The following is a 23,392-nucleotide window of genomic DNA, read 5'->3' on the forward strand; positions in this document are numbered from 1 at the left end:
CATCACGCGTCACCCCCTTCTTTCTTCGGCGCCGGCTTTTTCTTCGCATCGTCGCCCTGCGCGGCCGCAGCCGCGGCCTCCTGCTCGGCGACTTCGGTTTCGTCCAGGTAGCGGTACGTCTTCACCGTACCCGAGAGCTCGAGGGCGCCGCGGTTGACGCCACCCTTGCCCGCCTTCGGCTGCAGCGAAATGTCGTGCATGGTCAGGATCACCACGCGCGGCAGGGAGGCCACGCCGCTGACGAACGCACCGAACTGGTGGTAGTTCCCCACCATGCGCAACTGGATCGGCTTCTCGGCGTAGAACTCCTTCAGCGTCTCCGGTTCCGGCTGGAACAGCTCGTTGGCCAGACCGCTGGAAAGCGCCGTCTGCGAGATGTCGATGATCAGGTCGGGCATCTCCGTCTTGCTGGGCAGCTGGCGCAGCATCTGCTGCAACACCTGTTCCATCTGGGCAAGCTGCTGCTTGAGCGGCTCTAGGTTCGCGGCCTTCGCCTGTTCCTTCTCGAAATCCTGGCGCAGGCGTACTTCCTCCTGTTCCAGCCCGTCGAGCGTCTCGGTCTTGCCCTTGATGAAAAGGAAGTACGCGAAGGCCAGGATGAACAGCGCGAGAATCACGCAGAAGCCGATCTTGGCGTTCTGCGGCCAAGCGCCGATGTTGTTGATGTCGAGGTTCTTGAGCGATCCGTTCTTCTTGCTCATGAGGCGCTCCCGGTGGCCGGGGGAGTGTTACCGGCCGGCGCGGCGGGCGGCGGGGTCGCGGGTGCGGGCGTCGCGGGCGCGGGCGTCGCCGGTGCGGCCGGCTGGCCTTCAAGCGGCGCGGCGGGCGCCGCTCCCGGCGTGGCAGGCGCAGCACCGGCCGCAGCCGTCTCCGCCTCCTGTTCGGCGGTGGGATTCGCCAGGCGCACCGTCAGCTTGAACACGTAGGGCAGCGCACGACTGGCCCCGGTGTTGGTCAGCGTTTTGACCTCTTCGGGCTTGGACTCGATGATCGAGAGCTCCGGCTTGGTCATCCAGCCCGATGTCTCGAGGTTGCGCATGTAGGCGCTGACCCGTGCGTTGGATTGCGCGCGGCCTTCCAGCGTCAGCACTTCGCCATCCTGCTTGATGTTGCCCAGCATGACGCCGTCCGGAATGGTGCGCACCAGAGAGTCGAACAGATGCACCATCTGCGAGCGGTTGGCCTGCAGCTTCTCGATGACTTCCTTACGCGCCAGCAAGCGGCGCTTCTGCTCGTCCAGGCGTTCGATTTCCTTGTTCTGGGCCTGGACCTTGGCGATCTCGGCCTTCAGGAAATCGTTGCGCTCGGTCTGGCCCGACACCTGCCGGTCGTAGTGGAACCACAGCAGGAACGACAGCAGCAGGCCCGCGACAGCGGCGGCGCCCAGCATCACGTAGAACTCGCGCTGCCGCTGTACGCGGCGCTCGGCGCGCCACGGGAGTAGGTTGATTCTTGCCATCAGTCGAAGCTCCTCAAAGCCAGGCCGGTGGCGATCATCAGCGCGGGAGCATCCTGGGCCAGCGCATGCGCCTGCACGCGCGGGCCGAGGGTCATCTGGGCCAAGGGATTGGCGACCACGGTGGGCACGCCCAACTGCTCTTCGACCATTTCCGGCAGGCCGGCGAGCGCGGCGCAGCCACCGGCAAGGACGATCTGGTCGACGCGGTTGAACTCGCTGCCCGCGTAGAAGAACTGCAGCAGGCGGCTGATCTGCTGGACGGTCGCTTCCTTGAACGGCTCCAGCACTTCCACTTCGTAGCTCTCGGGCAGGCCGCCCTGGCGCTTGGCCAGCCCCGCCTCCTCGTAGGTCAGGCCGTAGCGGCGCATCACTTCGTCGGTGAGCTGCTTGCCGCCGAACACCTGCTCGCGGCTGTAGAGGCTGCGACCGCGACGAAGTACGTTGAGCGTGGTCATCGTGGCGCCGATGTCGACCAGCGCGACCACACCGTCCTGCGGAACCGGCAGGTCGTTGGCCATCAGGGCGAAGGCGTTCTCGACCGCGAAGGCCTCCACGTCCATGATCTTGGCCGTCAACCCGCCCAGTTCGAGCGCGGACTGGCGCAGCTCGACGTTCTCCGAGCGCGACGCCGCCAGAAGAACCTGCACCATCTCGGGGTTGTTGGGCATGGGGCCCAGCACCTCGAAATCGATGTTCACTTCCTCGATCGGATACGGAATGTAGTTGACGGCCTCGAGTTCGACCTGGGCTTCGAGATCGCTCTCGTCCAGGTCGGCGGGCATCGGGATGATCTTGGTGATCACCGCCGAACCGGCGACGGCGGCGGCCGCGTGCTTGGCCTTGCTGCCGGCACGGTTCACCGCACGGCGGATGGCCTCGCCGACGGCCTCGACCTCGACGATGTTCTTCTCGACCACGGCATTGGGCGGCAGCGGCTCGACGGCGTAGTGCTCAACCCGGAAACGGTTGCCCACGCGGGAGAGCTGCAGCAGTTTCACCGCAGTCGAACTGATGTCGACGCCGATCAGCGGCGACTGGCTTTTTGGGAGTAGCCCCACGGTCTTTCCCCTTCCGACGGGCACAAGGCGCACGACGCGCGCCCACATTAATAACCAAGTTTTTACGCTTGGCAACCGCCGTTGACGTGGCTGTGCGGCTTGTCACGTTTCACGAGGGTTGTTCCCCAAGTCCCTGTTCCCCTTGGAATCGCCTGTGGCGATCCCGGCGGTCATCTATACTCTGCCGCCACGAATTCTGCAATCGGAAAGCACTGGATGTCCCGGTTCCGTCGTCTTCTCCGTTGGACCCTCATCACGTTCCTGATACTTGCCCTCGCCGGCGTCATCGGCCTGGGGGTGCTGTATTACACGGTCTCCGCCAAGGTCCCGGACGTCCAGGCCCTGCGCAACGTTGAGCTGCAGGAGCCCCTCTACATCTACGCCAGCGACGGCCGCCTGATGGGCCTGTACGGCGAGATCCGCCGCTATCCCGTCCGGATCGATCAGGTCCCGGCCCGGGTCAAGCAGGCCTTCATCGCCGCCGAGGACAGCAAGTTCTACGAGCACAACGGCGTGGACCCCACCGGCATCGCCCGCGCGGTGTGGCAGATCGCCAGCCGCAAGGAAGGCCGCGTGGCCGGCGGCAGCACCATCACCCAGCAGGTCGCCCGGCAGTGGTTCCTCAGCTCCGAGTACAGCTATACCCGCAAGCTGGTGGAGATGATGCTGGCCATCCGCATCGAGAAGATGCTGACCAAGGACGAGATCCTCGAGCTGTACCTCAACAAGAGCTTCTTCGGGAACCGTTCCTACGGCGTGGCCGCGGCCGCCGAGTACTACTACGGCAAGACCCTGGACCAGCTGACCCTGGCCGAAGCCGCCACCCTGGTGAGCGCCCTGAAGTTCCCGTCCAGCGGCAACCCCATCAGCAATCCCGGCCGCAACCAGCAGCGCAGCGCGTACGTCGTGGAGCGGATGCGCGAGGACGGCTATATCACCGCGGCGGAAGCCGCGGCAGCCAAGGCCGAGCCGATGCACGCCAAACCGCATGAGCGTCCGGTCGAGGTCTACGCGCCGTACGTGGCGGAAATGGTGCGCCAGGAGATGATCGCGCGCTTCGGACCCGAAGCCCTCACCAAGGGCTACCACGTCACCACTACGTTGGATGCGCCGCTGCAGGACGCCGCCAACGCAGCCGTCCGCGACGGTCTGGGCATGTACGACCACCGCCATGGCTGGAATGGCGTGGAGTCCCATTTCGACGTGGCCGCCGATGCGGATGCGGCCGCGCTGGCCACGCACCTGCGCGGGGTGCCCGCCCAGAATGGCCTGCTGCCGGTCGTCGTCGCGCGCACGCATGATGATGGCGGCGCCACGGTCGTCACGGCCGACGGCAAGGAACTCACCCTCCCCGCGGCCGCCAGCAAATGGACCGGTCGCACGCCGGCCAAGCTGTTCAAGCGCGGTGACCTGACCCGTATCAAGGCGGGCAAGGACGAGGGCAGCTATGTCATCGACCAGATTCCGCGCGCGCAGGCGGCGCTGGTGTCGCTGGATGCCAACAACGGCGCACTGCGGGCGCTGGTCGGCGGTTACAGCTTCGCCGGCAACAAGTTCAACCGCGCCACCCAGGCGAGGCGGCAGCCGGGCTCCAGCTTCAAGCCGTTCCTGTACGCCGCCTCGTTCGAAAAAGGCTTCAACCCGGCGTCGATCGTGCTCGACGCACCCGTCGTCTTCCGCGACCGCCGCGGCCACATGTGGCGCCCGCAGAACGACGGCGGCGGCTTCCGCGGCCCGATGCGCCTGCGCGAGGCGCTGGTGCAGTCGCGCAACCTCGTATCGGTGCGCCTGCTGGACGGGATCGGCGTGCCGTTCGCGCGCACGTACATCAGCCAGTTCGGCTTCGAGGAAGCCGAGTTGCCGCCCAACCTCTCCATGTCGCTCGGCACCGCGTCGCTGACGCCGTTGTCGATGGCGCGCGCCTATGCCGTGTTCGCCAACGGCGGGTCGCGGGTGACGCCGTGGTTCATCGACGAAGTGAAGGACCGCGAGGGCAACGTGGTGTTCAAGGAGAACGCCGCCGTGGCTTGCCGCGGTTGCGGCCAGGGCCCGCATGGCGGCAGCACGCCCGCCAGTCAGGTCGTGGACGGCTTCAACTTCGGACCCTCGGCCGGCACGAAGCCCACGGCGCCTGCCGCGGCTGAGACGCCGAAGGTCGAGCAGAAGCCGGCCGATCCGAACACCGTCGTGGCTCCGCGCGCGATCGACGAGCGCACGGCCTACCAATTGGTGTCGATGATGCGCGATGTGGTCCAGCGCGGCACGGGTACCGCCGCGAAGGTGCTGGGCCGCGAGGACGTGGGCGGCAAGACCGGCTCCACCAACGATCACCGGGACGCCTGGTTCGGAGGGTTCGGTGGGCAGTATGCGACGGTGGTGTGGGTGGGCCGCGACAACTTCCAGTCGCTTGGCTACCGCGAGTACGGCGGCAAGGCCGCGCTGCCGATCTGGATCGACTACATGCGGGTGGCGTTGAAGGACAAGCCGATCGCATCCAACGATCCGCCGGACGGCATGGTCCAGGCCACGCTCAACGGCGTCACCGAGTGGGTGAAGGTCGAGGACATGGAGCGCATCCAGGACTACGACCTGTACGGCCCCGAAGACGCCGTGCCGGATGAAGAGGCGTTCGACATCTTCTGATCCTGCCGCACGTGAAGGCGCCATGACGGCACCACGATGCCGTCATGGACATTCGAGGGTCATGGTGTACAGTCGGGTCCAGTTTCGACGCGGAGGCCTGCCATGCACCACGCCCGTCAGCACGCCGAAACCCGCACCCGCGAGCGCCGCCAGCGACTGGCGCATGAGGCCGCCCGCCTGATGGCGGAAGGCGGCATCCGTGACTTCCACCAGGCCAAGCTCAAGGCCGCCAGCCGGCTCGGCATCCATGATGACGCGTCGCTCCCGCGGAATCGCGAGATCGAAGACGCGCTGCGCACCTATCAACGCTTGTTCGTCGGCGAGGCGCATGCCGAGGGCCTGCGGCGCCGGCGCGAGGCCGCGCAGCGAGCCATGGAATTCCTCGCCGCGTTCTCGCCGCGCCTGGTCGGCGCGGTGCTGGACGGCACGGCCGACGGCAACTCGCCGGTGCACTTGCACGTCCACAGCGACGATCCGGATGCGGTCACCCGCTTCCTCGAAGATCATCGCGTTCCGGCCGAAGCCCGTACGCGCCGCCTGCGCATGGACCGCGAGCGCGTGGCCGACGTGCCGGTCTGGGTGTTCAGCGCCGAAGACCTCAGCTTCGATGTCACCGTGCTGCCGCATGACGCCCTGCGCCAGGCGCCGCTGTCCTCGGTGGACGAGAAGCCGATGCGGCGCGCCTCGGCCGTGCAGCTGCGCCAGCTGCTGGCGGACGAGGAAATCGCCGGCTACGAATCCGACTTCCCGCGCTGAGGTCCTGCGCCGCGCGCGTCACGCCGGGCGCAACGCACCCCCATGCAAGACCCTATCGGCCGCACGCACCCACTGACGCTTGCGATCCCGACGCGCCGCGCCTTGAGACGCTCCGCCGGGAGAGCACGCATGCGCTGTCGCGTCTGCGGCAACACCGGGCCTGCGCGTGGCAGCGCTGGCATTGGGCACGGGCAACTTCGGCAAAGGATGGGGCTAGGGTTCCGACCGGGACGAGGCGCATCGCATCTATGCGGGCTACCGTGAGGCGCGTGGCAATTTCATCGATACCGCCGACCAGGACCAGTTCGGGCAATCCGAAGAGATGGCTGGCGAATTCATGGTCAGCGAGCGCGACGCGCTCGTACTTGCGACCAAGTACTCGTTCGGCGCGCGTGCCGACGCGGGCCTGCAGGACACCGGCAACAGTCGCAAGGCGTTGCTGCAGTCGGTCGAAGGCAGCCTTCGGCGGTCGCTCAGTCCTTCACGCGGCGCATCTCGCTGGCCACCTTATAGCGGCCGTACGCCAGCAACGCCTGGGTGAAGGCGTCCAGCGCCGCCTCTTCCTCGCAGGCGAGGACGACGTGGTAGCAGCCTTCGCCCGCGATCTTGCTTGCGCTCTCGACGTCCTCGCGGGCCTGAAGAAAGGCTTCGAACGCTTCGAATCGCGGCGTGTCCATGAACACGGTGATGAAGTAGCGCCGGAGGTCGCCGCGCACGACGGAGAAGCGGCGGATGGTGCCGTCGTCGACCATCTGCTGCACGCGGGTCGCCACCGCCTGCCCGGTCAGGTGCACCTGGCGACCGAGCGCCTGCCAGGACGCGCGGGCGTCGCGTTCCAGATGCGCGAGGATGCTGCGGCTCATCTTGTCCAGGGGCATGTCTTCCAATCCTCAAGCAGAACGGTACGGATTCTTGCGGACTGCAATTCACCGCGACCGCAGGCGTGCCTAGCATGCCCGCATCCCGTCCCACCAAGGTAAATCATGAGCACCGCCCTGATCATCATCGACGTACAGAACGACTACTTTCCCGGCGGCGCGTATCCGCTCTGGAACACGGAACAGGTCTTGGATGCCACGGTGGCCGCCATCTCACGCGCGCGGACACGCGGCGAGCATGTCGTGTTGGTCCAGCACGTATCCGCATCCGCCGAAGGCTTCTTCCAGGCCGGCAGCGACGGCGTCGCGATCCACCCGCGCATCCTGGCCGCCGCGCCCGAGGCGCCTGTGGTGGTGAAGCAGTTCGCCGACAGCTTCCATCGGACGACGCTGGGCGGCCTGCTGGAAGAGGCCGGCGTCACCCGCTTGCGGATCGCCGGGATGATGACGCAGAACTGCGTGGCGTTCACCGCGGTGTCTCCCGATGCGGCCCGCTATGAGGTCAGCGTGCTGGCCGACTGCGCCACGACGGTGGACGCGACCCTCCACGGCTTCGCGCTGCACGCACTCTCGACCCGCGTCGCGATCGTCCAGGATGCGTGATGGCACAAACGCAGAAGGCCCCTTGCGGGGCCTTCTGTCGAACGCGGGGCGCAATCAGCGCTTGTCGTTCGGCGCGTAGTCGCGCGGCGCGTAACCCGTGTAGATCTGGCGCGGACGGCCGATCTTCGCTTCCGGATCGACCTGCTGTTCCAGCCAGTGCGACACCCAGCCCGCGGTGCGGCCGATGGCGAACATGACGGTGAACATTTCGGTCGGGATCTTCAGCGCCTTGTAGATGATGCCGCTGTAGAAGTCGACGTTCGGGTAGAGCTTGCGCTGGATGAAGTACTCGTCCTTCAGCGCGGCCTCTTCCAGCTTCATCGCCACTTCCAGCAGCGGATCGTCCACGCCCAGTTCGCCCAGCACCTTGTGCGTCATCTCTCGGATGATCTTGGCGCGCGGGTCGAAGTTCTTGTAGACGCGGTGGCCGAAGCCCATCAGGCGGAAACCCGACTCCTTGTCCTTGGCCTTGGCCACGGCAGTCTCGACCTTGTCCGGGGTGCCGATCTCTTCCAGCATCTTCAGCACGGCTTCGTTGGCGCCGCCGTGCGCCGGGCCCCACAGCGCAGTGATGCCCGCGGCGACCGAAGCGTACGGGTTCGCGCCGGTCGAACCGACCAGGCGCACCGTCGACGTCGAGGCGTTCTGCTCGTGGTCGGCGTGCAGGATGAACAGCAGGTCCAGCGCCTTGGCGACGACCGGATTGAGTTCCAGCGGCTCGCTCGGCACTTCGAACATCATGTGCAGGAAACGGTCGACGTACTCGAGGTTGTTGCGCGGGTAGCGGATCGGCCAGCCGATCGAGTAGCGGTATGCAGCGGCGGCCAGGGTCGGCATCTTCGCCAGCAGGCGGATGGCGGCCAGGCGGCGCTGTTCGGGGTCTTCCAGATCCAGCGTGTCGTGGTAGAACGCCGACAACGAGGCGACCGTGCCGGCCAGCATGGCCATCGGGTGCGCGTCGTAATGGAAGCCGTGCAGGAAGTTCTTCAGCGACTCGTGCATCATCGTGTGATGCGTGACTTCATGCTCGAACTTGGCGAACTCCTGCGGGGTCGGCAGTTCGCCGTTCATCAGCAGGTACGAGACTTCCAGGAAGCTGGAGTGCTTGGCCAGCTGCTCGATGGGATAGCCGCGGTACAACAGCACGCCATTGTCGCCATCGATGTAGGTGATGGCCGACTTGCAGCTCGCGGTGGCGGTGAAACCGGAGTCGTAGGTGAAAAGACCCGTTTCCTTGGTCAGCTTGGAAATGTCGACGCAGTCGTTGCCAAGCGTGGGCTTGAGGACGGGCAGGACGACGGATTTGTCGCCGGCATTCAGCGTGACCTGGTCAAGTTCGGACACAGTGTGCGCTCCTTCGTGGGGTAACGCCGGCCAGAGATCCGGACGGCGCGTGACGGGAGTCCAGGGAGTGAACCTTGGATGACCGAATTATCGCACAGCGACTCTGGAGCCGTCGCTCGATAGCGCACCAAAGTCAGACCAAAGAATGAGGCCGCCGGCGCAACCGACTGTTCCGGGCACGCGGCCCCGCCGCACAAACGCGAACGGCCGCGCACGAGGCGCGGCCGGACGGGTACGACGGACGACGTTCGATCAGCGCGCGTAGCGCTTCTGGAACTTGTCGATGCGGCCGCTGGTGTCGATGACCTTGTGCTTGCCCGTGTAGAACGGGTGCGAGGCCGAGGAGATTTCGACCTTGATCAGCGGGTATTCGTTGCCGTCTTCCCACTTCGTCGTTTCCTTGGTGCCCAGCGTGGAGCGCGTCAGGAACTTGAAATCGGAGGTCACGTCGTGGAAGACGACTTCGCGGTAATCGGGATGGATGTCGGCCTTCATGGCGGGCACACCGTGTAGCGGGAATGGAAGAGCGGCATTGTAGCCCGCCCTTCCCACCCGGCGCAACCGGGCGCTCAACCGGCCGCCAGTGCGGCCCGGATCAGGTCCTGGAACCGGGCCTGGTCGTAGCGGAGCAGGATCTTGGCCTGGTCCGGCCGGCCGCTCTCCCGGCGCCAGTCGACCACCGAGGCGCCCCGGGCGTGCTGGCCCTGGAGTTCGATCGCCAGCGGGCGCTCGGCCAGCTCCAACGCGCCCTCCGGCGCGAGCACGAAGGCCATGGCCAGGGCATCGGCGGCGAACCAGTGGTCGCCGCGGCGGTCGGCCGACCACAGCCGCGTCTTTTCGGAGATGCGGGCGTAGAACCGGGCCCGTTCGCTGTCGGCGGCCAGCCAGGCGTCGACCTGGTCGTGCGGCAGGCCATGCGCGATCGTCGCTTCCCAGTCGGCCAGGTCGTAGCGTTCGAACGCCTGCAGGGTGAGGTGCGCAGCCTCGGGGTCGAAGTAGAAGTTGAACTCCGCCGCCGGGGTGATGTTGCCGTGGCAGGTGACCGCACCGCCCATCACGACGAAGCGCGCCACGCGCTGCGGCAGGGTCGGGTCCAGCTTCAGCGCCAGCGCGATGTTGGTCAGCGGGCCCAGAGCGACCAACACCAGCCGCCCCGCATGCACGTGCGACAGGCGCAGGATCGCCAGCGCGGCGTGTTCGGCCTCGGCCTGCTTGGCTGCCGGCACGAAGCCGACGTCGCCGAAGCCATCCTGCCCATGCACATAACCGGCGTCGGGCGACGGATGCAGCAACGGCGCCGGCGCGCCCGCGAACACGGGAATGTCGTCGCGGCCCGCGACTTCGCACAGCTTTAGCGCATTGCGCACGGTGTGCTGCAGGCCCACGTTGCCGGCGGCGATGGTGAGGCCAACGATCTCGTGGCGCGCGTCGTTGAACGCCATCAGCAGGGCGAGTGCGTCGTCGACGCCGGGGTCGGTGTCGATCAGCAGGGGAATCTTGTCCGTCATCGTTCTTCGCTTCCTCTATCGGGGGTCGAGTCTCGCATCGATGGATGACCAGCGGAAGGCGCGGCGCATCATGCCGAGGCGTAGCGCGCCGCACCACCGACCCAGCGATGGATCACCCGATCCGCGGAGGCCGGATCTTCCGCCAGCAAGCGCTCCGCCAAGGCATGCACCTGCGGCAGCAGGCCTGCATCGCGCGCGAGGTCGGCCACGCGGAAGGCCGCAAGGCCCGTCTGCCGTGTGCCGAGCAACTCGCCGGGACCGCGCAGTTCCAGGTCCTTCTCGGCGATGACGAAACCGTCGTTGGTCTGCCGCATGGTCGCCAGCCGGTGCTTGGCCATCATCGACAGCGGGGGCTGGTACATCAGCACGCACGAAGACGCCGTCGCACCGCGCCCCACCCGCCCGCGCAACTGGTGCAGCTGCGCCAGGCCGAGCCGTTCCGCGTTCTCGATGATCATCAGCGAGGCGTTGGGCACGTCGACGCCGACCTCGATGACGGTGGTAGCCACGAGCAGGTCGGCCTCGCCCTGCTTGAAGCGGCGCATCGTGGCCTGCTTGTCGGCCGCCTTCATGCGCCCATGCACGAGGGCGACGCGCAGCTCTGGCAACGAGGCGGACAGGGCTTCGAACGTGGTCTGCGCCGCCTGCGCGACGACATCGTCGCTGTCGTCGATCAGCGTGCAGACCCAGTAGGCCTGGCGCCCCTCGGCGCAGGCCGCGCGGATGCGCTCCACCAGTTCCGGGCGCCGTTCCGCGCTGAGCGCGACCGTCTGCACCGGCGTGCGCCCCGGCGGCAGCTCGTCGATGGCCGAGACATCGAGGTCGGCGTAGGCCGCCATCGCCAGCGTGCGCGGAATCGGTGTGGCCGTCATCACCAGCTGGTGCGGCACGCGGTCGCGGCCGGCGCCCTTGTCGCGCAGCGCGAGGCGCTGGTGCACGCCGAAGCGGTGCTGTTCGTCGACGATGGCCAGCCCGAGATCGTGGAAGACCACCGCTTCCTGCATCAACGCATGCGTGCCCACGACGACCTGCGCCTCGCCGGACGCCACCTCGGCCAGCACCTGCGCGCGCGCCTTGCCGGTCACCTTGCCGGCCAGCCACGCCACGCGCACGCCCAGCGGCTCAAGCCATGCCCTGAGGTTGGCCAGGTGCTGCTCGGCCAGAAGCTCCGTAGGGGCCGCCAACGCGACCTGCTTGCCCGCTTCCACGGCCAACATGCCCGCCATCGCCGCCACCACGGTCTTGCCGCTGCCGACGTCGCCCTGGACCAGCCGCAGCATCGGCGAAGGCCGGGCGACGTCTTCGCGTATCTGCGCGAACACGCGCTGCTGCGCGCCGGTCAGCGCGAACGGCAGCGCCTTGGCCAGCGCCTTGGCCAACGCGCCCTTCCCCTTCAATGCCGGCGCACGATGCCGTTGCAATGCCAACCGCTGGCGCCGAAGGCTCAGGTGATGCGCGAGCAGTTCTTCGATCGCCAGCCGGCGCTGGGCCGGATGCGTGCCCAGCGCGAGCGCCGCCACGTCCGCATCGCGCGGCGGGCGATGCATGGTCAGCAGGGCGTCGCGCAACGAGGGCAGGCCCAGCCCTTCCAGCAGCGTCGCCGGCAGCACCTCCAGCGCATCGGCGTCGGGGAGCCGCTCCAGCGCCTGGCCGATGAGCTTGCGTATCGTCGCCGCCCCCAGGCCCTCGACGGCGGGATACACCGGATCCAACGCTTCGCCGAGCGCGGCCTCGTCGCTCTCGCTCAGCACGCGGTAGCTGGGATGGATGATTTCCAGCCCATGCTGGCCGGGTTTCGGCGTGCCGTAGCAGCGGATCCGCGTGCCCACGGTGAACTGGGCCACCTGGGCCGCACGAAAATGGAAGAACCGCAGGACCAGCGTCCCGTGCCCTTCGTCGCCGACCGCGACGCGCAGCACGGGGCGGTAACGGAAGCCGCGCTCGACCGCCTCCACGCGCCCCTCCACCTGCGCCGGCACCCCCGGCTGCAGCAGCCGGATCGGGGTCAGCGTGGTGCGGTCTTCGTAGCGCAACGGCAGGTGCAGCCATAGGTCCTGCATCGTCACCAGGCCGCGCGCGGCGAGCTTCTCGGCCACGCGCGGGCCGACGCCGGGCAGGCGGCTCAAGGGTTCGGCGGAGAGATCGACGACGGGGACATTGCGACGCACGGGCATCGCACAAGAATGCCGGGATCGGCGGCAAACAAAAACCCCGGCATCTCACGATGCCGGGGCCCACGTCCAACGCGTTGCCGCGCGGATCAGAACTTCACGGCCACTTCCATCCCGTAGGTGCGCGGCTCGCTGATGGTCGCGCCCACGACGCCCAGCGGACCGCGACCATAGGTGTTCAGGCCCTTCACATACTGATTGTCGAAGACGTTGTTGCCGTAGACCGCCCAGCTCCAGGTGCCCTGCGGCGATGTCCAGCCGACCCGCACATCGGTGCGTTCGCGCGGCTCACCGATGTCCAGCAGCGCGTTCACGCCGCAGTCGCCCTGCAGGTCCGAGCCCGCATTGCAGCGCGTGCGCCCGCGGTAAGCATGACGCGCGGAGAAGCGCAGGTCGCCGCTGTCGCCCAGGCTCATCCTGTAGGCCGCGCCGACCGACGCGGTGAAGCGCGGCTCGCCCGTCGGTTCACCGTCCAGGTCCACGCCTTCAGGCGTCACGTAGTCCTTGTATTTGGAATCGATCCATTCGGCCTGGGCGTCCAGGGTGAAGGCATCGGTCACCTTCCAGCGCATGTCGAAGTCGATGCCCATGGCCTCCAGGTCGCCGGTATCGAACACGAAGCGCGGGATGTCCACCGGGTTGTTCGGATCCGGATCGATCAGGCGGATCGACTGGCGGTTGTCATAGCGGTAGTGGAACAGGGACGCGTTGTAGGAGAAGCGGCCGAACGACTGCTTGATGCCGACCTCCGCATTCCACACATCCTCGTTTTCGAACGCCGGGCCGATCTGCAGCGCGTTGAAGCCGCCGGCCTTGTAGCCCTTGGCCAGCGAACCGAACACCATCGTCTTGTCGTTGACGTGATAGTCGACGACGAAGCGCGGGCTGAAGTCGCTCCAGCTGCGCTTGTCGCGCACCAGCACTCCCTTGTTGACCATCGCCGGCGGATCGATGAACGCCATGTCGAACGTCAGCGTCTCGCGGGTGATCGGAATGCCCATCTGCGCCAGTGCATCGAAGAAGCCCAGCGACTCCAGCAAGGCCAGCTTGGCTTCCAGCTCCGGCGCGTTGCGCGGCGTGTTGAGCCAGGTGAACTCTTTCTCGTCGCGGGTGTAGCGCAAGCCGAAGGTGACATTGAGTTGGTCGGTGGCGCGCCAGATCACATCGCCGAAGGCCGCGTAGGCGGTCGTCGACAGCGTGTTGGTGAAGCGCTCGTTCCAGCGGTCGCCGACCAGCGAGACCGGAATGCCGGCCATCTGCGCCAGCAGCGAGGTGAAGCCGAACAGGCTACCGTCCGGCGTGGGCGCGATGCCAAGGTTGCGGACGATGTTGTCCACGGCCTCGGTATTGGTGTTCACCTCGCTGGTCTGGTCGGCGTCTTCCTTGAAGAAGCTGGCGCCGGCGACCCAGTCCAGCCGCGCGTTGCTGCCGGCGAACTTGAACTCCTGGTAGAAGGTCTCGTTGCTCTCGGTGTTGACCGAGTCGATGTACAGGTCGGCGCGGTTGGTGCCGTCCTCCTCGGTCTGGTTCAACGAGTCGTACTGGCGCCAGGATGTGGTCGAGGTCAGGTGACCCCAATTCAAAGCGTGGTCCAGGATCAGGGTGACGCCGTCGAAGGTGCGCCACTCCGCGTTGGTCGCGTCGCTGTAGGTCGGGATGTCGCGCGGATCGAGGTAATCGTCCGGGTCCACCGGCACCGGCGGCCGCTGCGGATACGCCGGCAGCGGCACGATTCCCGTAGTCACGCGGCCGTTCTGGTCCAGGCTCTCGTGGTCCCAGCTGATCAGCGCCGTCGTGTTCTCGCCCAGGCCCACCTGCCATGCGGCACGCGTGGCCCAGACATTCTCGCCGCCGAGGTCCTTGCCGGTGGCGCCGTCCTGGAACCAGCCGTCGCTGTGGTTGAACAGCGCATTGAAGCGCAGCGCCGAGTTGTCGCTGGTGGGGATGTTCCACATGGCGTCGGCGTACTGCTTGCCATAGTTGCCCAAGCGCAGGCGCAGGCGCGCTTCGGTCTCGTCCTGCGGACGACGGGTCACCAGCGAGATCGCGCCGGCGGCCGTGTTGCGGCCGAAGAGCGTGCCCTGCGGCCCCTTCAGCACTTCGATCCGCTCGACATCGACGAACGGCAGCAGCACGCCGCCGCCGCGACCGCCGTACACGCCATCGACGAACACGCCGACCGCCGGATCGGTGCCGATGCCGAAGTCGCTGGTCTCCACGCCACGCAGGCGGAACGACGGCTGGGTGGGCTGCACCGCGTCGACCACGAGGCCGGGCACGAAGGCGTCGATGTCGCCCAGGTTGTCCGCCGCCACGTCGTCGAGCAGTTGCTGGTCCACGACCTGCAGCGCGATCGGCACGTCCTGCAGTTCCTGCTGGCGGCTCTGCGCGGTGACGACGATGGTGTCCAGGTTGGTGGCGTCCTGCTCACCTTGCGGGGTCGACTGTGCCCATGCCGTGCCGCCCGTCCCCAGCACCACGCAGCCGCCGAACAGCGCGCGCCGCAGCCCGACCACCAGATTTCGTTGCGTCACGTTCATCACTCCCTCCCAAGAAGCGTTTGTGCGAAAGCCGGCCTCACCGCGCCGGCAGCATGTTCACGGATTCCCCTGCCGCGACGTCGCAACTCCCCGGCTGCGCGTTGATCCAGTCGCGGATCAGCTGCACGCCCTCGCGGTGCACCACCGAACGACCCAGCTCCGGCATCATGATCGCCGGGTCGTCGCTGTCCATGCGGAACTCGAAGATCGAAGCGGCGGCGTTGCCCGGCTCGATGTCGTGCAAACGATTGCCGGTGCCCTTGCCCGCCGCGATCGGCTGCTTGCAGAAGCCCAGTTTCAGGCGGTCCTGCGTGTGCGCATCCAGCCAGAGCCCGGACGTGATCGCCGGACCGGTGGCGCTGTGGCAGTGGCCGCAATTGACATCCAGGTAGGCGCGGGCGCGCGCGTCCAGCGGCGCGGCGACATCCATCGCGTCCGCCAGTCGCGGCGCATCGGCCGGCACGCCGGTCAGATAGCCCACGCGCGCCATATGGGCAAGCTGGTTCTCGCGACCGCGGGCATAGGCGAAATCGCGATTGAGGTGGCGCGCTTTCGGTCCGATGGGCAGCAACTTGCGCGACTTGTTGTCGGTGATGTGGCAGCCGCCGCACTGGTTCTGGTCGGGCACCTGGTAGTCGGCGGTCTCGCGCGCACCGTCACCGTCGACGAGGTCCAGCGCCACCAGTTCGCCGGTGCGCTTGAGCGTGGCCTCGGTCTGCGCTTCGTTCCACACGTAGGGCAATGCGACCCAGCCATCCGCGCGATGCACCAGCAAGCGCGTCTCGATCAGGCGCACCTTGGATAGGTCCAGGGCTTCACCTTCCAGCGAAGACTGCGACGGCGACGTGCGGGCGACGGATTTGCCGTCCCATGCCGTGCCCGCGGGCAGCGGGTAGTAGAAGGTCTTGCTGAGGATGGTGCCCACCGGGAAATCGAAACTCCGTTCCGGCTGGTACGTCGCCGACGTGCCCTCGGGCATCCACACCGTGCGCAACTTGTGCGCGTAGTCGCTGAACAACGGCGTATTGAGGTCGTAAGGCACCACGCCCTCGTTGAGGCGCAGCTTGCCGCCTTCAATCCGGAGCACGCCCCACTCGCCCAGCGTCCTGGGTTGGCCTTCGGCGAAAAAGTGCACGTTGGCCGACGGGCGGCACGCCGCCAACGCCAGGCCCACCAGGGCGATCACAAGCAGGAAGGCATGCCGGTACGGCTTCCGCATGCCTCACCCACGCTTCAGGTCGACCGCGGGCAGCGGGGGCAGCGCGCAGTCGTGGGCCTTCGCATCCTTGCTGGGGTTCTTGTAGCCGCCGGGGCCGTCGGCGTTGACCACGCCGCTGACGTCGCGAAGACAGATCTGCGGGCCGACCTTGTTGCCGTCGACGACGCGATCCTGGTTGAAGTAGCCGTCCCACAGCACGTCCGGGAAATTTCCGCGCAGGCCGTAGGTAGCCACCTTCAATGCCTTCAGGTCGAAGCCGTCGGGCGAATCGCCACCGCCGGACAGCGTGTTGCCATGTATGTAGATGCGTTCCGGGTACGGATCGAAGTTCGGCGACGCGCTGCTGTCCTTGTAGCCGGTCGAGTACACGCTGGAGACGATGATGTTCGCGGTCGCGTTGTCGCGGATCTCGTTCCCGAAGACTTCGATGTCGTCGTTGGAGTTGATGACGATGCCCGACCCGGCCGGCACGCTGGCCACTGGCGTGCCCTTGGCGCCGAAGTTCTCGTGGTTGTTGGCGATGACCTTGTTGTTGTAGACGCGGATGTTGCCGCCCTGCTGCGACAGTCCCGGCATGTTGAAGACGAGGATGCCGCCGGTATTGCCGGTGGCCACGTTCTCGTAGACGTCCGCGTTGAGGGTGTTCTCCACTTCGATGCCGGCCACGTTCTGCTCGGCGCGACTGCGACGCACGATCACGCCGTCGGACTGGCCGACGTAGATGCCCGCGTCCGACGCGCCGATGGAGACGGTGTCCTCGATCAGCACGTTCTTCGTCAGCACGGGATAAATGCCGTAGGCGCCGTTTTTCGTGCTGGGTCCACCGGTCCACTGCACCTTCACGCCGCGCACGGTGATGTTGGATGACTCACTGATCTTCAGGCCGTCGCCCTTGGAATCCTCGATGGTCAAGTGTTCGATGGTGAAGTCGTCGCCATTGACCAGCAGACCCTCGGCGCCGGCCTTCTGCCCCTTGAAGCTCAGCACGCTCTTGTCCATGCCGGCCCCGCGGATCGTCACCCCGCTTGCACGCAAGGTCAGGCTGCGGTCGAACTGGTGGCGGCCGGCCGGGATCTCGATGACATCCCCGGGCTTGGCGTCCAGCAGGCGCTCCTGCAGGGTGGTGGCGAAGCTGGCGTCGGCAGCCGGCACCGCGGCCGTCTCGGGCGCCTTGGGCTGGCAACCGGTCGCTCCCAGCGCCAGCGCGCCGACCATCACCCAGGAAATGTGGCGCTGCATGCGTCTTCCTCCCATACGCTCGCGTAGTGACGGCCAGTCTGGTGCGCCAGCATGTGTGACACGGAGGGCGGGAGCGGCATACTAAGGGGGGGAAAGCGGACAAGCTGGAGAGGCTGCGATGCGCTGGAAAACCGGACTGGGCCACCGCCTGTCGGTCGCCAACCTGCCCACCAACATGCTGTGCGGCCTGGTGCTGCTGGCCGGCGAATTCGGCGTGAATACCGAAAGCTGGTTTTCCGGCATGCGCCTCAACGTGCAGGAGATCCACGACCCGCAGGCCCGCGTGTCCTACCGGCAGGCCAGCGAGATCATCCGTCGCGCCCTGCCCACCTTGCCCATCGATGGCGTGGGCCTGGCCATGGGCGAAAAACAGAATGGCGGCAACTTCGGCCTGCTTGGCCTGGCGATGAAGACCGCACCCACCTTCGGCGATGCCGTGCAGATCGGGCTGGAGTACCAGCGCAACCTCGGCCCGCTGATGGACCTGGACCTGCAGGATCGCGACGACGGCGCACTCGCGGTGGTCGCCACCGCCCCGGAAGAAGCGGCCGACCTGCTGCCCTTCCTCTGCGAGGAGATGTTTGCCAGCACGCTGATGCTGGCGCGCGAACTGGCCGGCCCGGAGTTCCGCCCGCTGCGCCTGGAGCTCGGCTATCCCGCGCCACGCTATGCCGCGCGCTATGGCGACCTGTTCGGCTGCGAGATCCGCTTCGAACAGGCGCAGCACGCGATGGTCGTGGATCGCCGTTGGCTGGAATTGCCGTTCGCCAGCTACAACCCGGTCACCTCGCGGCAGGCGTTGTCGCTGTGCCAGGCACAACTCGCGGCAATGTCGCTGCGCGGCGAGACCACGGCGGCCGTCGAACGCCAGCTGCGCCCGCGCCTGCGCGAGAACCCGCAGATGACCGATGTCGCTGCGGCCCTGCACCTGAGCGAACGCACGCTGCGCCGTCAGTTGGCCGAAGAGAGCACGAGCTTCAGCGCGGTGCACGACCGGGTGCGCACAGAGCGCGCGCTCGAGTTGCTGCAGGACCCGGACCTGACCATCGCGGCGGTCGGCAGCCAGATCGGCTTCACCGACGTGCGTGAGTTCCGTCGCGCCTTCAAGCGCTGGACCGGGCACACGCCGAGCGAGGCCCGGTTGCCGGGCCCCGTCGGCTAGACGCACTTACTCCAGCACCATCACCGCGTCGACTTCGAACGCGGCGCCCTTCGGCAGGCCCGACACCTCGATGGTCGAGCGCGCGGGATACGGTGCGGCGAAGTATTCCTGCATAACCGCATTCACGGCACCGAACTGCGACAGGTCGGTCAGGTACAGGCCCAGGCGGACGATCCGGTCCAGCGAACCGCCTGCGGCTTCGGCGACGGCCTTGAGGTTGTCGAACGCGCGACGCGCCTGCACGGCGATGTCGCCGTCGACGAGGTTGCCGGTGGCCGGATCGAGCGGGATCTGGCCCGAGAAGTAGACGGTGTTGCCGGCGCGCACGGCCTGCGAATAGGGACCGATGGCCGCCGGCGCGCGGTCGGTGTGGATGATCTGCTTGGACATGCGGGGTTCCTCGACGAGGGGATGAATCAATGGTGTGCCGGTCGCCGTAGAGTCGAGCTTGCTCGACTGCCCTTCGCTCCGGGGAAGAAGAGCAGCGAAGCAAGCTCCGCTCTACAGAAAAGCTATTGTCGGCGCACGCCGTGCACGACGTTGAGGCGGCGCAGCCGGCGCATCACCTCCGCCAGATGGTTGCGGTCGCGGACCTGGATGGAAAAGCGCAGCACGGCCATGTTGATGTCGCGCTCCAGATATTCCACGCGCTCGATGTTGGACTGGCTCTTGGCCACGGCGGCAGCGACTTGCGCGAGCACGCCCGGACGGTTCTCCACGTCGATGAGCAACGCCGCGTCGTAGTCGCCAGTGACGTTGGCGTCCCACGCGATCGGCACCCAGCGGTCGGGCGACTTGCGGAACTCGACCACGTTGGGGCAATCCAGCCGGTGCACCACGATGCCCTTGCCGGCGGTGTGGTAGCCCATGATCTCATCGCCGGGAATGGGCTGGCAGCACTGCGCGAAGCTGACCACGCCGCGCTCGCCGCCGGTGATCAGGATCTTCTCCTGCGAATGCTTGGAGTGGCCGCCGCCGCGCAGTTCCGCGAACGCGGTGAGCGCCTGCGCCGCCTGCGACGGCATCCAGTTGCCCAGCGCCACGTCGGCCAGGAAGGCTTCCAGGCGCGGGTATTTGTGTTCGGTGAGGAAGGCTTCCAGACGTTGCTGCGGCAGCCGCTCCAGCGAGCTGTCGAGGTCCTCCAGCGCGCGGTCGAGCATGCGGTGGCCCAGTTGCACGGCGTCCTCGTGCTCCAGCTGCTTGAGCTGGTGGCGGATCGCGGTACGCGCCTTGCTCGTCACCACGAACTCGAGCCACTGCGGCTTCGGCGCGGCGGACTTGGCGGTGATGATCTCCACGCTCTGGCCGCTGCTGAGCTTGGTGCGCAGGGGCACCAGCTTCTTGTCCACGCGCGAGGCCACAGCCTGGTTGCCCACGTCGGTGTGCACGGCGTAAGCGAAGTCCAGCGCGGTGGAGTTGCGCGGCAGCGAGAGGATCTTGCCCTTCGGCGTGAACAGGTAGACCTCGTCCGGGAACAGGTCGACCTTCACGTTGTCCAGAAATTCCAGCGAGGAACCGGCGGCCCGCTGGTTGTCGATGAGCTCGACGATCCAGGCATGCGCGCGGTTCTGCGCGCTATTGGGCGAATCGGTGCCGTACTTGTAGGTCCAGTGCGCGGCGATGCCGCGTTCGGCCACCAGGTCCATCTCGATCGTGCGGATCTGCACCTCGATCGGCGAGCCGTACGGGCCGAACAGCACGGTGTGCAGCGACTGGTAACCGTTGGCCTTGGGGATCGCGATGAAGTCGCGGAAGCGCCCGTCCAGCGGCTTGTACTGCGCGTGGACCGCGCCGAGGGCGTGGTAGCACGAAGGGACCGAGTCGACGACGACGCGGAAGCCGAACACGTCCATCACCTGGTCGAAGCTTTTCCCTTCGCCCTGCATCTTGTTGTAGATGCTCCACGGCGTCTTGATCCGGCTGACCAGGCGGTGCTCGATGCCTTCCTTCGCCAACCGTTGCGACAGGTGGGCCTCGATCTGCGCCATCGACTCGCGGCGCATCACCGGCTGGCTGCGGATGTGTTTGTCGATCACCGCATGGCGCCACGGGTGCAACGCGCGGAAGCCCAAGTCCTGCAGTTCGGACTTCACCAGGTTCATGCCCAGGCGCTGGGCGATGGGCGCGTAGATCTCCAGCGTCTCGCGGGCGATGCGCGAACGCGCCTCCGCGCTCTGCGCGCCCAGCGTGCGCATGTTGTGCAGGCGGTCGGCCAGCTTGATCATGATCACGCGCAGGTCGCGCGACATCGCCAGCAGCATCTTGCGGAAGCTTTCGGCGGCCGCTTCCTGGCGATCGCGGAACTTCAGCTTGTCCAGCTTGGTGACGCCGTCGACCAGTTCGGCGACGCTCTCGCCGAACTCGCCGGCGATCTCCTCGCGGGTGAGCGGCGTGTCCTCGATGGTGTCGTGCAGGATGGCCGCGATCAGCGTTTCCGCATCCATGCCCAGTTCGGCCAGCACGCCGGCGACGGCCACCGGATGGGTGATGTAGGGTTCGCCCGACTTGCGGGTCTGCCCCGCATGCGCGGCGGCGCCCACTTCCCATGCGCGCCGCAGCAGCGGCAATTGGTCTTTCGGCAGGTAGGCCGCGGATCTTTCGAACTGCGCCACGTAGTCCGGCGTCGCGTCGTCGTGCGACGGCGCGGGCGTGCGGAGTGCCTTCACGTTACGGCCGGAATTCATGTCGCCAGCCTATGCCAGACCGGTCGGATCGGCAACGCGCGGCACGGCCCGGAAACGCACAAGGCCCGCTTTCGCGGGCCTTGGGTCATCGTCCGTTCCGATGGAAACGTCAGACGGCGTCGATCTCAGTCGTCGCCCTTGGACAGGTCGTCGTCGGCGACCACTTCGGCGGCGGCCCACTCCAGCGCTTCGCGCTCGGCGCGCTCGCGCTCGGCCTTCTCGACGCGGTCGATCAACTCATTGTCGATCTTGCGCGCGGCGATCTCGCGCAGCGCCAGCACGGTGGGCTTGTCCTGCGCTTCGGTGTTGTCGATCTGCGCATCGACGCCGTTGGCCAGCTGGCGGGCGCGCTTGGCGGCCATGGTGACCAGCTCGAAACGGTTGTTGACGACTTCCAGGCAATCTTCGACGGTGATGCGGGCCATGCGGGCTCCCGGCGACCGGTCGGGTCGCGCAGTGAATACGGAAAGGGGCGGCGATTGTAGGCAGCCGGGCCCGCCATTGCAAGCCTTTCCTTGAAAATCAACCGGTTAACCCCGGAATCAGGACATAATGGCCCGGTCAGTCGGCCAGCAGCGCGGCGATCAGGCCCGCGTGGCGGACATCCTGCGCCTCCCGGCGCAGCCGGCTCGCGGTGAAGATCGCATGCATCTGCGCCACGGCTTCGTCGAAGACGTCGTTGACGATCACGTAGTCGAACTCGCCGTAGTGCGACATCTCCTCGCGGGCGGCCGCCAGGCGTCGCTGGATGACTTCTTCGCTGTCCTGGCCGCGGGCTCGCATGCGCTGCTCCAGCGCCTGTCGCGATGGCGGCAGGATGAACACGCTGACCGCGTCCGGCACTTTCTCGCGCACCTGCCGCGCGCCCTGCCAGTCGATCTCCAGCAGCACGTCCTTGCCTGCGGCCAGCTGCGGCTCCACCGACTGCCGGGCCGTGCCCTTCCAGTCGCCGTGCACGCGGGCGTACTCGAAGAAGTCGCCGGCGCGGATCATCGCCTCGAACGCCTCGGCGCTGATGAAGTGGTAGTGCTGCGCATGGCGTTCGCCCGGCCGCGCGCCGCGCGACGTGAACGAGATGGACAGCGCGATCTCGTCGTCGCGGGCCAGCACCGCGTTGACGATGCTGCTCTTGCCCGCGCCGGACGGCGCCGCAACGATGTAGAGGGTTCCGCGCTTCATTCGATGTTCTGCGCCTGTTCGCGGATCTGGTCGATGAGCACCTTCAACTCGACCGCGATGTTGGTGGTGCGGATGTCCACGGATTTGGAGCCCAGGGTGTTGGCCTCGCGGTTGAACTCCTGCAGCAGGAAGTCCAGCCGGCGACCCACCGGGTCCTTCTGGGTGAACACGCGACGGATCTCCTTCACGTGACTGTCGAGGCGATCCAGTTCCTCGTCCACGTCGAGCTTCTGCAGCCACAGCACCAGTTCCTGCTCCAGCCGGCCCTGCTCCATGGTCTGCGCCAGGTCAGCCATGCGCGTCTCCAGCTTCTGCCGCTGGCCGGCCCGGATCTGCGGGATCAGCGTGCGCGTCTCGCTGGCCAGCGCCGCGATGCCGTCCACGCGTTCCAGGATCGCCGCCACCAGCTTGCCGCCCTCGCGTTCGCGTGCGGCGATGAACTGGTCCAGCACGCCGTCCAGCAGCGCCAGCGCCTCGGCCTGCAGCGCGTCCATGTCCACGCCCTTGCTCTGCAGCACACCGGGGAACTGCAGCAGATCGGTCAGCTCCGTGCGCAGGTTCGGCAGGCGCGAGGACAGGTCCAGCGCAAGCTCCGACAGCTGCGCGACCACGCGCGGGTTCAGTTGCAGGGCGCCGTTGCCCTCGGGCGCGCGCAGGCGCAGGGTGAGGTCGAGCTTGCCGCGGGAGACACGGGCGGCGACGCGCTCGCGCAGCGCCGGCTCCAGCACGCGCAGTTCGTCCGGCAGGCGCACGCCCAATTCCAGGAAGCGGTGGTTGACCGCGCGCAGTTCGGCCGTGAGCGTGCCGCCCTCGGTGGCGCGTTCGGCGGTGGCGAACGCGGTCATGCTGCGGATCATGCGGGAGCCCATCGGATCAATGAGCGGCGCATCTTAGCAGCCCGGGCGCCGGCGTCCCGGCCAGGCGGTGGCGGACTGGTAAACTTCGCCCC

Annotated in this window: 21 protein-coding genes; 5 read left to right on the forward strand and 16 right to left on the reverse strand. The window is 67.2% G+C overall.

Annotated elements, in window-relative coordinates; genetic code table 11:
* Positions 1-2: 2 nt before the first annotated feature.
* From AC23D6_RS16155 to AC23D6_RS16165, 3 genes are read right to left on the reverse strand one after another with little or no spacing between them, the layout of a single operon-like run.
* Positions 3-701 carry a type IV pilus inner membrane component PilO gene (locus AC23D6_RS16155; protein ID WP_487750230.1) on the reverse strand — a complete coding sequence of 233 codons (699 nt, stop codon included), beginning with the start codon at positions 699-701 and terminating at the stop codon, positions 3-5.
* Positions 698-1,459: a PilN domain-containing protein gene (locus AC23D6_RS16160; RefSeq protein ID WP_487750231.1), complete on the reverse strand. Its 762-nt coding sequence runs from the start codon at positions 1,457-1,459 to the stop codon at positions 698-700. Before AC23D6_RS16160 ends, AC23D6_RS16155 begins: the two co-directional genes overlap by 4 nt.
* Positions 1,459-2,517 (reverse strand): pilus assembly protein PilM, encoded by a 1,059-nt coding sequence (locus AC23D6_RS16165; RefSeq protein ID WP_487750232.1) that lies wholly within the window; start codon positions 2,515-2,517, stop codon positions 1,459-1,461. The genes AC23D6_RS16160 and AC23D6_RS16165 overlap by 1 nt, the downstream gene beginning before the upstream one ends.
* A 216-nt stretch (positions 2,518-2,733) precedes the next feature.
* Between AC23D6_RS16165 and AC23D6_RS16170 the strand changes: the two genes are divergently transcribed.
* The 3 genes from AC23D6_RS16170 to AC23D6_RS16180 all read left to right on the forward strand — a co-directional run bounded on the left by AC23D6_RS16170 (position 2,734) and on the right by AC23D6_RS16180 (position 6,457).
* Complete coding sequence (locus tag AC23D6_RS16170; protein WP_487750233.1) at positions 2,734-5,160, forward strand: penicillin-binding protein 1A; 2,427 nt, start codon at positions 2,734-2,736, stop codon at positions 5,158-5,160.
* Between the two features lie 102 nt (positions 5,161-5,262).
* The gene (locus AC23D6_RS16175; RefSeq protein WP_487750234.1) at positions 5,263-5,916 is read left to right on the forward strand and encodes a hypothetical protein; all 654 of its coding nucleotides are present in this window, start codon (positions 5,263-5,265) and stop codon (positions 5,914-5,916) included.
* Between the two features lie 280 nt (positions 5,917-6,196).
* Positions 6,197-6,457 carry an aldo/keto reductase gene (locus tag AC23D6_RS16180; RefSeq protein ID WP_487752663.1) on the forward strand — a complete coding sequence of 87 codons (261 nt, stop codon included), beginning with the start codon at positions 6,197-6,199 and terminating at the stop codon, positions 6,455-6,457.
* On the opposite strand, the gene AC23D6_RS16185 is transcribed toward AC23D6_RS16180, so the two are convergent.
* Positions 6,390-6,794 (reverse strand): Lrp/AsnC family transcriptional regulator, encoded by a 405-nt coding sequence (locus AC23D6_RS16185; RefSeq protein ID WP_487750235.1) that lies wholly within the window; start codon positions 6,792-6,794, stop codon positions 6,390-6,392. The two genes, AC23D6_RS16180 and AC23D6_RS16185, sit on opposite strands and share 68 nt — an antisense overlap.
* 105 nt (positions 6,795-6,899) lie before the next feature.
* Between AC23D6_RS16185 and AC23D6_RS16190 the strand changes: the two genes are divergently transcribed.
* Complete coding sequence (locus AC23D6_RS16190) at positions 6,900-7,397, forward strand: isochorismatase family protein (protein ID WP_487750236.1); 498 nt, start codon at positions 6,900-6,902, stop codon at positions 7,395-7,397.
* Between the two features lie 54 nt (positions 7,398-7,451).
* Here AC23D6_RS16190 and AC23D6_RS16195 read toward each other — a convergent pair whose 3' ends face one another.
* The 7 genes from AC23D6_RS16195 to AC23D6_RS16225 all read right to left on the reverse strand — a co-directional run bounded on the left by AC23D6_RS16195 (position 7,452) and on the right by AC23D6_RS16225 (position 17,418).
* Positions 7,452-8,741 carry a citrate synthase gene (locus tag AC23D6_RS16195; protein WP_487750237.1) on the reverse strand — a complete coding sequence of 430 codons (1,290 nt, stop codon included), beginning with the start codon at positions 8,739-8,741 and terminating at the stop codon, positions 7,452-7,454.
* A 252-nt stretch (positions 8,742-8,993) separates the two neighbouring features.
* Positions 8,994-9,236 (reverse strand): type B 50S ribosomal protein L31, encoded by a 243-nt coding sequence (locus tag AC23D6_RS16200; protein WP_487750238.1) that lies wholly within the window; start codon positions 9,234-9,236, stop codon positions 8,994-8,996.
* A gap of 74 nt (positions 9,237-9,310) precedes the next feature.
* Positions 9,311-10,249 (reverse strand): nucleoside hydrolase, encoded by a 939-nt coding sequence (locus AC23D6_RS16205; protein ID WP_487750239.1) that lies wholly within the window; start codon positions 10,247-10,249, stop codon positions 9,311-9,313.
* Between the two features lie 68 nt (positions 10,250-10,317).
* Positions 10,318-12,423 (reverse strand): ATP-dependent DNA helicase RecG, encoded by a 2,106-nt coding sequence (recG, locus tag AC23D6_RS16210; RefSeq protein WP_487750240.1) that lies wholly within the window; start codon positions 12,421-12,423, stop codon positions 10,318-10,320.
* An 86-nt stretch (positions 12,424-12,509) separates the two neighbouring features.
* Positions 12,510-14,954: a TonB-dependent receptor gene (locus tag AC23D6_RS16215; protein ID WP_487750241.1), complete on the reverse strand. Its 2,445-nt coding sequence runs from the start codon at positions 14,952-14,954 to the stop codon at positions 12,510-12,512.
* Between the two features lie 43 nt (positions 14,955-14,997).
* Positions 14,998-16,179, reverse strand: coding sequence for an SO2930 family diheme c-type cytochrome (locus tag AC23D6_RS16220; RefSeq protein WP_487750242.1), 1,182 nt, complete (start codon positions 16,177-16,179; stop codon positions 14,998-15,000).
* Positions 16,180-16,182: 3 nt separating this feature from the next.
* A complete protein-coding gene (locus AC23D6_RS16225; protein ID WP_487750243.1) occupies positions 16,183-17,418 on the reverse strand; it encodes a parallel beta-helix domain-containing protein in 1,236 nt (411 codons plus the stop codon).
* A 118-nt stretch (positions 17,419-17,536) separates the two neighbouring features.
* Here AC23D6_RS16225 and AC23D6_RS16230 point away from each other — a divergent pair, with 118 nt between their 5' ends.
* Positions 17,537-18,580: an AraC family transcriptional regulator gene (locus tag AC23D6_RS16230; RefSeq protein ID WP_487750244.1), complete on the forward strand. Its 1,044-nt coding sequence runs from the start codon at positions 17,537-17,539 to the stop codon at positions 18,578-18,580.
* A gap of 6 nt (positions 18,581-18,586) precedes the next feature.
* Here the strand turns inward: AC23D6_RS16230 and AC23D6_RS16235 are convergent, their stop codons facing one another.
* The 5 genes from AC23D6_RS16235 to AC23D6_RS16255 form a co-directional block, all read right to left on the reverse strand.
* Positions 18,587-18,970: a RidA family protein gene (locus tag AC23D6_RS16235; protein WP_487750245.1), complete on the reverse strand. Its 384-nt coding sequence runs from the start codon at positions 18,968-18,970 to the stop codon at positions 18,587-18,589.
* Positions 18,971-19,092: 122 nt separating this feature from the next.
* Entirely contained in the window at positions 19,093-21,264 is a 2,172-nt protein-coding gene (locus tag AC23D6_RS16240) for a RelA/SpoT family protein (protein ID WP_487750246.1), read from the reverse strand.
* Between the two features lie 125 nt (positions 21,265-21,389).
* Positions 21,390-21,689: a DNA-directed RNA polymerase subunit omega gene (gene rpoZ / locus AC23D6_RS16245; RefSeq protein WP_487750247.1), complete on the reverse strand. Its 300-nt coding sequence runs from the start codon at positions 21,687-21,689 to the stop codon at positions 21,390-21,392.
* Between the two features lie 136 nt (positions 21,690-21,825).
* On the reverse strand, positions 21,826-22,443 hold the full coding sequence (gene gmk / locus AC23D6_RS16250) for a guanylate kinase (protein WP_487750248.1): 618 nt from the start codon (positions 22,441-22,443) through the stop codon (positions 21,826-21,828).
* Positions 22,440-23,300 (reverse strand): YicC/YloC family endoribonuclease, encoded by an 861-nt coding sequence (locus AC23D6_RS16255; protein ID WP_487750249.1) that lies wholly within the window; start codon positions 23,298-23,300, stop codon positions 22,440-22,442. Before AC23D6_RS16255 ends, gmk begins: the two co-directional genes overlap by 4 nt.
* Between the last annotated feature and the right edge of the window lie 92 nt (positions 23,301-23,392).

It is taken from the genome of Pseudoxanthomonas sp. G3 (genome assembly GCF_057654715.1).

What these genes read in the sequence shown, in the direction of transcription:
- AC23D6_RS16155 (WP_487750230.1), bottom strand. Translation starts at nt 701, where the DNA reads ATGAGCAAGAAGAACGGATCGCTCAAGAACCTCGACATCAACAACATC.
- AC23D6_RS16160 (WP_487750231.1), bottom strand. Translation starts at nt 1,459, where the DNA reads ATGGCAAGAATCAACCTACTCCCGTGGCGCGCCGAGCGCCGCGTACAG.
- AC23D6_RS16170 (WP_487750233.1), top strand. Translation starts at nt 2,734, where the DNA reads ATGTCCCGGTTCCGTCGTCTTCTCCGTTGGACCCTCATCACGTTCCTG.
- AC23D6_RS16175 (WP_487750234.1), top strand. Translation starts at nt 5,263, where the DNA reads ATGCACCACGCCCGTCAGCACGCCGAAACCCGCACCCGCGAGCGCCGC.
- AC23D6_RS16185 (WP_487750235.1), bottom strand. Translation starts at nt 6,794, where the DNA reads ATGCCCCTGGACAAGATGAGCCGCAGCATCCTCGCGCATCTGGAACGC.
- AC23D6_RS16190 (WP_487750236.1), top strand. Translation starts at nt 6,900, where the DNA reads ATGAGCACCGCCCTGATCATCATCGACGTACAGAACGACTACTTTCCC.
- AC23D6_RS16200 (WP_487750238.1), bottom strand. Translation starts at nt 9,236, where the DNA reads ATGAAGGCCGACATCCATCCCGATTACCGCGAAGTCGTCTTCCACGAC.
- AC23D6_RS16205 (WP_487750239.1), bottom strand. Translation starts at nt 10,249, where the DNA reads ATGACGGACAAGATTCCCCTGCTGATCGACACCGACCCCGGCGTCGAC.
- recG (WP_487750240.1), bottom strand. Translation starts at nt 12,423, where the DNA reads ATGCCCGTGCGTCGCAATGTCCCCGTCGTCGATCTCTCCGCCGAACCC.
- AC23D6_RS16220 (WP_487750242.1), bottom strand. Translation starts at nt 16,179, where the DNA reads ATGCGGAAGCCGTACCGGCATGCCTTCCTGCTTGTGATCGCCCTGGTG.
- AC23D6_RS16225 (WP_487750243.1), bottom strand. Translation starts at nt 17,418, where the DNA reads ATGCAGCGCCACATTTCCTGGGTGATGGTCGGCGCGCTGGCGCTGGGA.
- AC23D6_RS16230 (WP_487750244.1), top strand. Translation starts at nt 17,537, where the DNA reads ATGCGCTGGAAAACCGGACTGGGCCACCGCCTGTCGGTCGCCAACCTG.
- AC23D6_RS16235 (WP_487750245.1), bottom strand. Translation starts at nt 18,970, where the DNA reads ATGTCCAAGCAGATCATCCACACCGACCGCGCGCCGGCGGCCATCGGT.
- AC23D6_RS16240 (WP_487750246.1), bottom strand. Translation starts at nt 21,264, where the DNA reads ATGAATTCCGGCCGTAACGTGAAGGCACTCCGCACGCCCGCGCCGTCG.
- rpoZ (WP_487750247.1), bottom strand. Translation starts at nt 21,689, where the DNA reads ATGGCCCGCATCACCGTCGAAGATTGCCTGGAAGTCGTCAACAACCGT.
- gmk (WP_487750248.1), bottom strand. Translation starts at nt 22,443, where the DNA reads ATGAAGCGCGGAACCCTCTACATCGTTGCGGCGCCGTCCGGCGCGGGC.
- AC23D6_RS16255 (WP_487750249.1), bottom strand. Translation starts at nt 23,300, where the DNA reads ATGATCCGCAGCATGACCGCGTTCGCCACCGCCGAACGCGCCACCGAG.